This window comes from Nocardia anocheti, assembly GCF_029675105.1.
GTDB lineage: Bacteria > Actinomycetota > Actinomycetes > Mycobacteriales > Mycobacteriaceae > Nocardia.
In genome coordinates this window covers 388,213-395,974 of sequence record NZ_JAQQFV010000008.1, presented here as the reverse complement: position 1 = coordinate 395,974, position 7,762 = coordinate 388,213, and the positions used below count along the sequence as shown (strand labels likewise).

At 68.3% G+C, this 7,762-nt stretch carries 10 protein-coding genes; 3 read left to right on the top strand and 7 right to left on the bottom strand.

Annotated features, from left to right (window positions below; all coding sequences use genetic code 11):
• The coding region (locus tag QC180_RS22980; RefSeq protein WP_278264876.1) for a hypothetical protein at positions 1-100 on the top strand (100 nt) is incomplete at its 5' end.
• Positions 101-152: 52 nt separating this feature from the next.
• On the opposite strand, the gene QC180_RS22975 is transcribed toward QC180_RS22980, so the two are convergent.
• Positions 153-548 carry a hypothetical protein gene (locus tag QC180_RS22975; RefSeq protein ID WP_278264858.1) on the bottom strand — a complete coding sequence of 132 codons (396 nt, stop codon included), beginning with the start codon at positions 546-548 and terminating at the stop codon, positions 153-155.
• A gap of 69 nt (positions 549-617) precedes the next feature.
• On the opposite strand from QC180_RS22975, the gene QC180_RS22970 reads away from it, so the two are divergent.
• Complete coding sequence (locus QC180_RS22970) at positions 618-1,460, top strand: GNAT family N-acetyltransferase (RefSeq protein ID WP_278264857.1); 843 nt, start codon at positions 618-620, stop codon at positions 1,458-1,460.
• Here QC180_RS22970 and QC180_RS22965 read toward each other — a convergent pair.
• Both QC180_RS22965 and QC180_RS22960 read right to left on the bottom strand, forming a co-directional pair.
• Positions 1,427-2,095, bottom strand: a complete 669-nt coding sequence (locus QC180_RS22965; protein ID WP_278264856.1) for a YdeI/OmpD-associated family protein — start codon at positions 2,093-2,095, stop codon at positions 1,427-1,429. The genes QC180_RS22970 and QC180_RS22965 overlap by 34 nt on opposite strands.
• Positions 2,096-2,204: 109 nt before the next feature.
• Positions 2,205-2,804, bottom strand: coding sequence for a TetR/AcrR family transcriptional regulator (locus tag QC180_RS22960; RefSeq protein ID WP_278264855.1), 600 nt, complete (start codon positions 2,802-2,804; stop codon positions 2,205-2,207).
• 31 nt (positions 2,805-2,835) lie between these two features.
• Between QC180_RS22960 and QC180_RS22955 the strand changes: the two genes are divergently transcribed.
• Complete coding sequence (locus QC180_RS22955) at positions 2,836-4,038, top strand: saccharopine dehydrogenase family protein (RefSeq protein ID WP_278264854.1); 1,203 nt, start codon at positions 2,836-2,838, stop codon at positions 4,036-4,038.
• Between the two features lie 54 nt (positions 4,039-4,092).
• Here QC180_RS22955 and hsaB read toward each other — a convergent pair whose 3' ends face one another.
• From hsaB to hsaA, 4 genes are read right to left on the bottom strand one after another with little or no spacing between them, the layout of a single operon-like run.
• Positions 4,093-4,668: a 3-hydroxy-9,10-secoandrosta-1,3,5(10)-triene-9,17-dione monooxygenase reductase subunit gene (hsaB, locus tag QC180_RS22950; protein ID WP_278264853.1), complete on the bottom strand. Its 576-nt coding sequence runs from the start codon at positions 4,666-4,668 to the stop codon at positions 4,093-4,095.
• On the bottom strand, positions 4,665-5,570 hold the full coding sequence (hsaC, locus tag QC180_RS22945) for an iron-dependent extradiol dioxygenase HsaC (RefSeq protein WP_278264852.1): 906 nt from the start codon (positions 5,568-5,570) through the stop codon (positions 4,665-4,667). Before hsaC ends, hsaB begins: the two co-directional genes overlap by 4 nt.
• The gene (gene hsaD, locus QC180_RS22940) at positions 5,567-6,436 is read right to left on the bottom strand and encodes a 4,5:9,10-diseco-3-hydroxy-5,9,17-trioxoandrosta-1(10),2-diene-4-oate hydrolase (RefSeq protein ID WP_278264851.1); all 870 of its coding nucleotides are present in this window, start codon (positions 6,434-6,436) and stop codon (positions 5,567-5,569) included. The genes hsaC and hsaD overlap by 4 nt, the downstream gene beginning before the upstream one ends.
• A 3-nt stretch (positions 6,437-6,439) precedes the next feature.
• The gene (gene hsaA, locus QC180_RS22935) at positions 6,440-7,603 is read right to left on the bottom strand and encodes a 3-hydroxy-9,10-secoandrosta-1,3,5(10)-triene-9,17-dione monooxygenase oxygenase subunit (RefSeq protein WP_278264850.1); all 1,164 of its coding nucleotides are present in this window, start codon (positions 7,601-7,603) and stop codon (positions 6,440-6,442) included.
• Between the last annotated feature and the right edge of the window lie 159 nt (positions 7,604-7,762).

Genomic DNA, 7,762 nt, shown 5'->3' with positions numbered 1-7,762 from the left:
AATGCTCGTCCGCGCGGGCCAACGCAAACTCGTCGGCGGCCAAGAAGACCAACTCATCGACATCGCCCTCGAACTCCAGCGCGAAGCCGCCACGGCCTGATCCACCTCACCTGAACGGCGTGACCCGGCACCTGCGGGCCACGCCGTTCGCGTCAAGACACCTGTTGCGCGGACTCCCGCTCGGCGAGGAAAGTGTCGAGCAGGTCGAAAAGCACTGTGAGAACGATGGTCTCCTGATCCTTGGTGAGAGGACTCACCCAGTCGTGATCGGGGAGCGCGATCCCTTGTATCTGTGACCACCACGCCAAGGGGCTTTGCTCCAGGTTCTGATACCGAATCAGCCATTCGTGCCATCCGCTCAGCCCAGGTTCACCGCGCCGCCGACAGGTCATGTCGTAACCCTCGATGTAGGTCACCACGCCGCGCAGATCGGTATAGCCGATGTAGAGCCCAGTCCTCTTGGCGAACTCGGCGAAAAACTCCCGGTCGGTCATGTCGATCGGGTGCTTGGCCGACGGGTCTGGAACAGCACCGTAACGCTTCTTCACCTGACGATCCTCCCAGTGCGTAGCCCGGGTTGGCGGAAACTCGCTGGACAGCGGGGATATAAGTGGAGCATGGGTGAATCTGTGGCGACGTTGTTCTGTGGGGTCGAGTTGGCGGCTCGGGTGGAGAGGTTGGAGGCTGCGGCCATTGCCGGAGCGGCCGAGGTGGCGAAGGGGCGGGGAGGGGCGGGGTTCGTGCGGGAGTTCGCCGGTGGGGCGGCGTGTTTCGCGGGGGTGGGGTCGCCGTTGAACAAGGTGGTGGGGGTGGGGTTCGGTGGGGTGCCGTCGGCGGGGGAGTGGGAGGAGATCGAGCGGGCTCATGCGGCGGTGGGGGTGCCGGTGCAGGTGGAGTTGGCGCATCTCGCGGATCCGCGGATCGGGGTGGAGTTGACCGGGCGGGGGTATCGGTTGGTGTCGTTCGAGAACGTGTTGGGTGTGGAGGTGGGTGGGCGGAGTTGGGACGCGCCTGCCGGGGTGGAGGTGCGGCTGGACGAGGCCGACGACTTGGGGACCTGGCTCGACGTGGTGGTCGAGGGGTTCGCGCACCCCGATGACGAAGGGGTGGAGTCGCACGAGGAGTTTCCGCGTGAGGCGATCGCCGCGGTGATGCGGGATATGGCTTCCACCAACAACACTCGCCGCTATCTCGCCTTCCGTGACGGCGTGCCCGCCGGTGCGGCGAGCATGCGGGTTGCCGAGGGTGTGGCGGCGCTCGCTGGTGCGGCGACATTGCCCGAGCATCGGCGGCGCGGAGTGCAGACGGCACTTCTGTCGGCGCGGCTGGCGGAGGCGCAAGCCGCGGGCGCCGAACTGGCGGTGATCACCACCCAGCCCGGGTCGAAGTCGCAGCAGAACGCGCAGGGCCGGGGGTTCTCGCTGCTCTATACGCGGGCGGTCCTGGTCAAGGAGGTGTGATCGGCGCCCTGCCTCACGGCGTCTGGTGCGGGCCGAGCGGATTGCCGCAGATGGCGCGCTGACTCAGCGAGACTGCGCCGGGTTTCGTCGAGCGAGTCGATGACCTGGGCGACCCGGGCAGCGCGAGTGGCAGGGTTCGCGGCCTTGAGGATCGGCAGGAAGAGGCGGTACTGGTCGGAGCGGCCGAGGTCGTTGTACGCGGTGTGGGCCGCGGGGTGCGCGTCGAGTGCGGTGAGCAGGTCGGCGGGGGTTTCGGCGGTGCGTTGGCGCTCGTAGGCGGTGGACCAGCGCCCGTCGGCGATGGCTTCGTCGATGGCGGCGAATCCGGCGGGCCGCATGCGGCCTGCGGCGATGAGCGCCTCGGCCTTGGCGACGTTGACCTGGGACCACGGGCTGCGGGGGCGGCGCGGCGAGTAGCGCTGAAGGTAGTGGTGGGCGTCGAGACGGCGGCGATGACTGTCGATCCATCCGTAGCAGAGGGCGCCGTCGAGGGTTTCGGTGATCGTCACGGAGGGGCCGGGGGCACCCTTCTTGGCGATGCGAACCCAGACCTCGGCGGCATCCGCATGGTGCGCCGACAGCCACGCATGCCATTCGGTGGCGTCGGCGCAGGTGATGAATTCGATCTCGCTCATACGAACCATGCTCCACCACAAAGTGCTCACCGAATGAGCTGTTTTCCAGATAGCGACCACGGGTAGGCAGGCGAGTCCTGGGCGACGTCTTCGACCGGCGAGCAGAACTCTACGAACTCGCGGACAGAGCGGCGAGCAGGACTCGAGCGGCCTCCTGCGCCTGGACTGCCCGTTCAGGACTGTCCACACCCTGCAGGTGAAACGCCCAATGGGCCTCGAACAGGCAGGCGAGGGCGTAGGCCGTGGTCGCCACCTGATCGGATGACGCGGCGGGATAGGCCAGAGCGAGCTGACGCTCGAGCCCGGGCAACCACCGTTCGGTCCACAGCTCACGAAGACGTTGCCGGACCAGCGATTCCCTGGCCGAGAGCGCGACCAACTCGCACCACACCACCAGATCGTCGCGGCTCTCATAGGCGCCGGGCTCGAACATCAGCGCCACCCGACGGTCGATGGGTTCGTCGGCGCCCAGGCGCAGCATCGCGTCGCCGTAGGCCGCGACCGCGTCGGTGATGAAGGCCTGCATGAGGCCGTCTCGATTGCCGAAATAGTGCAGGACCAGGGTGCGCTGGACCCCGGCCGCGGTGGCCACCCGGGACAGCGTGGTGGCCGAGAAACCCTCCTCGGCCACCACCGAGCGGGCCGCGCGCAGGATCTGGGCGATGCGCTCCTTGGCCTTGCTCGGGCGGCCGACTTTATTTACTGTCATGATAGTCAATATATTCGATGGGGAGGCTGACATGCGAGTTCTGGCACTGGGTGGGGCAGGGGAGATGGGGCGGGTGGCGGCGCGGGTGCTGCGCGCAGACAGCGGGGTGAGCGCGCTGACGATCGCTGATCGGGACGAGAAGGCGGCTCGCGCGTTCGCGGCCGAACTGGGGGTCGAGGCGCGCGGTCTCGACGTCACCGACGGACCGGCGCTGGCCGCGGCGCTGCGCGAAGCCGATCTCGTCGTGAACACCGTCGGCCCGTACTTCCGCTTCGGCCCACCGATCCTGGCCGCCGCCATCGACGCGCGCTGCGACTACATCGATATCTGCGACGACCCGCAGCCGACCATCGAGATGCTCGAACTGGACGCGCGAGCCAAAGCCGCGGGCGTCACCGCGTTGCTCGGGATGGGCGCGAGTCCCGGCGTCGCCAACCTGCTCGCGGTCCGCGCAGGCGCCGAACTCGACCGGGTCGACGAGCTGGTCACCGGCTGGAACATCCACTCCGCGCACACCGAACCCGCCACCACCGGCCCGACCGCCGCCATCGTGCACGGCATGCGCCAGATCAGCGGAGACATCCCGGTCACGCGCAATGGACTCCGCACCGAACGCTCTGCGCTGGAACGCCTTCGGCTCGAATACCCCGGCATCGGCACCGGCGAGGGCCGCAGCTTCGGTCACCCGGAAGCGGTCACCTTGCCGCTGGCTTTCCCCGGACTCCGGGCCGCGACCTCGGTGGTCGTCGGCGACCGGACGACCACGTCCGCCCTGCACGCCCTGCGCTGGACCATCGACCGCCGCCTGCTCACCCTCGATCGCGCGGCCCGTCTCGCCGCCCGCGTCGAACGCCTACTCCCCGCCGACCCGGCGAACCTCATCGCGGCCGGTGGACTCCCACCGCTGTTCGCGCTCGCGACCGGCCTACACGACGGCAGGCCCGCGACCGCCGCCACGGCCCTCGCCCAGGTCCCCGGCTTGTCGATGGCCGAGAACACCGGCGTCCCTTTGGCGATCGGCGCCCTGCTCCTGGCCGAGAACCCCCGCCCCGGCGTGCACGCGCCGGAAACCCTCCTCGATCCGGACCGCTTCTTCACCGCCTTCGCCCCGCACTGCATCGGCAATCCGGACCCGACCGCGATGACGATCACCACGCGCAGCTGGTCCACCCCCGAAACCAACACGGCGGCACTGTCATCCGCACTGCTCACGGCCCTGCTGACAGCCCGCTGAGTCTCGGCGGAATCGAGAAAGCCCCGCACACCAGCAGGTGCGCGGGGCCGAAACTCACAGCCAGGTATCGAGACTCGTCGTCGTGAGGAAGTGATCCAGATCCGCACGCCATGGCGCGGGTGTGGTCTTGTCCGGCTCGATCCCGGTGTACTGACCGCGATAGAACAGCAGCGGCCGTCCACCGGTGGTCTCCGATTCCGACAGCGCGTGGACCCGCCCGATGACGATGTAGTGGTCCCCACCGTCGACGACCGAATCGACCGTGCACTCGATCGTAGCCAGCGAATCGGCCAGCACCGGGACGCCGAATTCGGAAGTGTGCCAGTCGACTCCGGCGAACTTGTCGGTCTCGTGGGAGCCGAAACGCGCGCACGTCGGCTGCTGTTCTTCGGCGAGCACGTTGACGCAGAACCGGCCCGCCGTCTCGATCGCCGCCCAGGAGCGCGAGCCCTTGGTGGGGCAGAACAGCACCAGTGGCGGGTCGAGGGAGAGGGCGGCGAAGGACTGGCAGGCGAAGCCGATCGGCGCGCCGTCGGGGTCGAGCGCGGTGATCACGGTGATGCCGGTGCAGAACTGCCCCAGCACATTACGGAATTGCCTGCCGTCGATCGGCGGGGTCTGCGCGGTCATGGCCGGAACCCGACGCTGAAGTCGTGCCCCCACAGGCTGACCGCGGTGGACTCGCGGGCGATCCACTCGTGGTCGTCGACTTCCAGTCCCTCGCAGCCGAATTCGATGTCGAATCCGCCCGGCGTCTTCATGTAGAACGACAGCATCTTGTCGTTGATGTGACGTCCGAGGGTGGCCGACATCTTCACCTTCTTGCGCAGGGCGCGGTCCAGGCAGAGGCCGACGTCGTCGGAGTTCTCCACCTCGACCATGAGGTGCACGATGCCGGTGGGGTTGGGCAGCGGCAGGAACGCCAGCGCGTGGTGACGCGGGTTGCAGCCGTAGAAGCGCAGCCAGGCGGGGTCGCCGTCGGCGGGGCGCCCGACCATCTGCGGGGGCAGTCGCATGGAGTCGCGCAGGCGGAAGCCGAGAATGTCCTGGTAGAACGCCTGCGCGGCGGCGTCGTCGGTGCAGGTGAGCACCACGTGTCCCAGGCCCTGTTCGGCGGTGACGAACTTGTGGCCGTAGGGGCTGACGAAGCGGCGGCCCAGGTACTGCGCGCCGTAGAACGCCTCGAGGGTGTTGTCGGAGGGGTCCTGGAACCGGATCATGCCCTCGACGCGGCGCTCGTCCAGCTCCTCCTTGGTGCCCTCGGTGAAGGTGACTCCGGCCTTGTCCAGGGTCTCGCGCAGCTGCTGGAGACCGCGGGCGTCGGCGACCTCCCAGCCCGAGACGAGCAGCCGGTCCTTCTCGCCAGGGACGATCACCAGGCGGGCGGCGAAATCGTCCATGCGCAGGTAGAGCGCGTCGGGATTCGGCCCGGTGCCCGCCATCATGCCCAGGACCTTGAGGCCGTATTCGCGCCAGGCCGCCATGTCGGTGGCCTCGATGCGCATGTAGCCCAGTGCGCGAATGCTCATCACTTGTCTCCGAGGAAATCGATGGTGAGTCGGTTGAACTCGTCGAACTTCTCCAGCTGCGCCCAGTGGCCGCAGCCGCCGAACACGTGCAACTGCACGCGCGGGATGACCTTGGTGGCCACCAGCGCGCCGTCGAGCGGGTTCACCCGGTCCTCGCGGCCCCAGATGAGCAGCACCGGCTGACGCAGCTTGTACGCGTCACGCCAGAGCATGCCCTTCTCGAAGTCGGCGCTGGCGAAGGACTTGCCCATCGCCCGCATGGCCGCCAGCGACTCGGGGGTGTTGGCCAGGGCGAACCGCTCGTCGATCAGTTCGTCGGTGACCAGCGACTGGTCGAAGACCATGATCCGCAGGAACTTCTCCAGATTGTCCCTGGTCGGTTCGTAGGTGAACTTCGAGAGCAGCTTGACGCCCTCGGTCGGGTCGGGCGCGAACAGGTTGGTGCTCAGCCCACCCGGACCCATCAGCACGAGTTTGCCCGCGCGGGTGGGGTGATCGAGGGCGAAGCGCACCGAGGCGCCGCCGCCGAGGGAGTTGCCGAGCAGGTGCACGCGCTCGGTGATCTCGAGGTGGTCGAGCAGGGCCAGCAGCGCATTGGAGCTGTGCACGAAGTACTGCGGGTGGTCGACCGGCTTGTCGGACTTGCCGTAGCCGGGCTGATCGGGCGCGATCACGTGATAGCGCTCGGCCAGCACGGGGATGTTGCGGGCGAAGTTCGACCACGCCGAGGCGCCCGGTCCGCCGCCGTGCAGCAGCACGATCGTGGGGCCGTTGCCGACGCCCGCCTCGTGGTAGTGCAGCTTCAGGTCGGGGGTGACCTGGGCGAACCGGGAGGTCGACGCGTAGGTGAGTTCAGCGGTCTGGGTCATCGGCTACACCATGGCGTCGGTGACGGGCAGGCCGAACTCGTGCGTGCCGTACATGACGTAGGCGCGCTCGGGATCGTTGGCCGCGTGCACGCGCCCGGCGTGCGCGTCACGCCAGAAGCGCTGCAGCGGGGTGCCGTTGGCCAGGGCGGTGGCGCCGGAGGACTCGAAGAGCTTGTCGATCGAGGCGATCACCCGGCCGGTGGCGCGCACCTGGTCGCGGCGGGCGCGCACGCGCAGGTCGAACGGCACTTCCTGACCCGCCTGCAACAGCGCGTACTCCTCGGCGACATTGCCCGAGAGCTGCCGCCAGGCGGCGTCGATATCGCTGGCCGCCTCGGCCACACGCACCTTGGCGAACGGGTCGTCCTTGGCGTTCTCGCCCGCGTAGGCCGCGCGCACGCGCTTGCCCTGGTGCTCGACGTGCGCCTCGTAGGCGCCGTAGCCCATGCCGACGATCGGCGCGGAGATGGTGGTGGGGTGGATGGTGCCCCACGGCATCTTGTAGACCGCGTCGGAGTTCTGCTCGAGCCCGGGCGCGCGGCCCTCGCTCATCGCGCGGAAGCTCAGGAAACGGTGGGTGGGGACGAAGATGTCCTCGACGACCACGGTGTTGGAGCCGGTGCCGCGCAGGCCGACCACGTTCCAGACGTCGTCGATGCGGTAGTCCGAGCGCGGGATCAGGAAGGAGCCGAAGTCGACCGGCTTGCCGTTCTTGATCACCGGACCGCCCAGCACCGCCCAGGTGGCGTGATCCGAGCCCGAGGACCAGGCCCACGAACCGCGCACGATGTAGCCGCCCTCGACCGCCTGACCTACGCCCATGGGGGCGTAGGAGGAGGAGATCCGCACGTCGGTGTCCTCGCCCCAGACGTCCTGCTGGGCCTGCTGATCGAACAGCGCGAGGTGCCAGTTGTGCACGCCGATGATGCCCGCGACCCAGCCGGTGGACCCGCAGGCGCTGGCGATGCGGCGCACGGTGTCGTAGAAGACGACCGGGTCGGCGGCGTGCCCGCCCCACTGGGTGGGCTGGAGCAGCCGGAAGAAGCCGGTCTCCTGCAGCGCCTTCATGGATTCCTCGGGAATGCGGCGCAGGTCCTCGGCCTCCTGCGCGCGTTCACGCAGTGTCGGCAGCAGAGCCTCGACCCGTTCGGTCACTTCTTGCGTCATTTCTCCAGCACGCTCCTGCCTTGTCGGATCGACAACCGGTTCTCGTTCGACTCTGAGATTAGAACAGGTTCTCATTTCTGTCGAGAAGACGGCCCTACCTCGGATATAACAGGGGCGTGGAGCGAAGTTCGCTGGACAACTGGCGTGAAGCGCCCTCAT

Bases quoted from the DNA above. Each gene is read 5' to 3' on its own strand.
- QC180_RS22955 (WP_278264854.1), top strand. From the start codon at position 2,836: ATGCGAGTTCTGGCACTGGGTGGGGCAGGGGAGATGGGGCGGGTGGCG.
- hsaB (WP_278264853.1), bottom strand. From the start codon at position 4,668: ATGACCGCGCAGACCCCGCCGATCGACGGCAGGCAATTCCGTAATGTG.
- QC180_RS22970 (WP_278264857.1), top strand. From the start codon at position 618: ATGGGTGAATCTGTGGCGACGTTGTTCTGTGGGGTCGAGTTGGCGGCT.
- QC180_RS22965 (WP_278264856.1), bottom strand. From the start codon at position 2,095: ATGAGCGAGATCGAATTCATCACCTGCGCCGACGCCACCGAATGGCAT.
- QC180_RS22960 (WP_278264855.1), bottom strand. From the start codon at position 2,804: ATGACAGTAAATAAAGTCGGCCGCCCGAGCAAGGCCAAGGAGCGCATC.
- hsaD (WP_278264851.1), bottom strand. From the start codon at position 6,436: ATGACCCAGACCGCTGAACTCACCTACGCGTCGACCTCCCGGTTCGCC.
- hsaA (WP_278264850.1), bottom strand. From the start codon at position 7,603: ATGACGCAAGAAGTGACCGAACGGGTCGAGGCTCTGCTGCCGACACTG.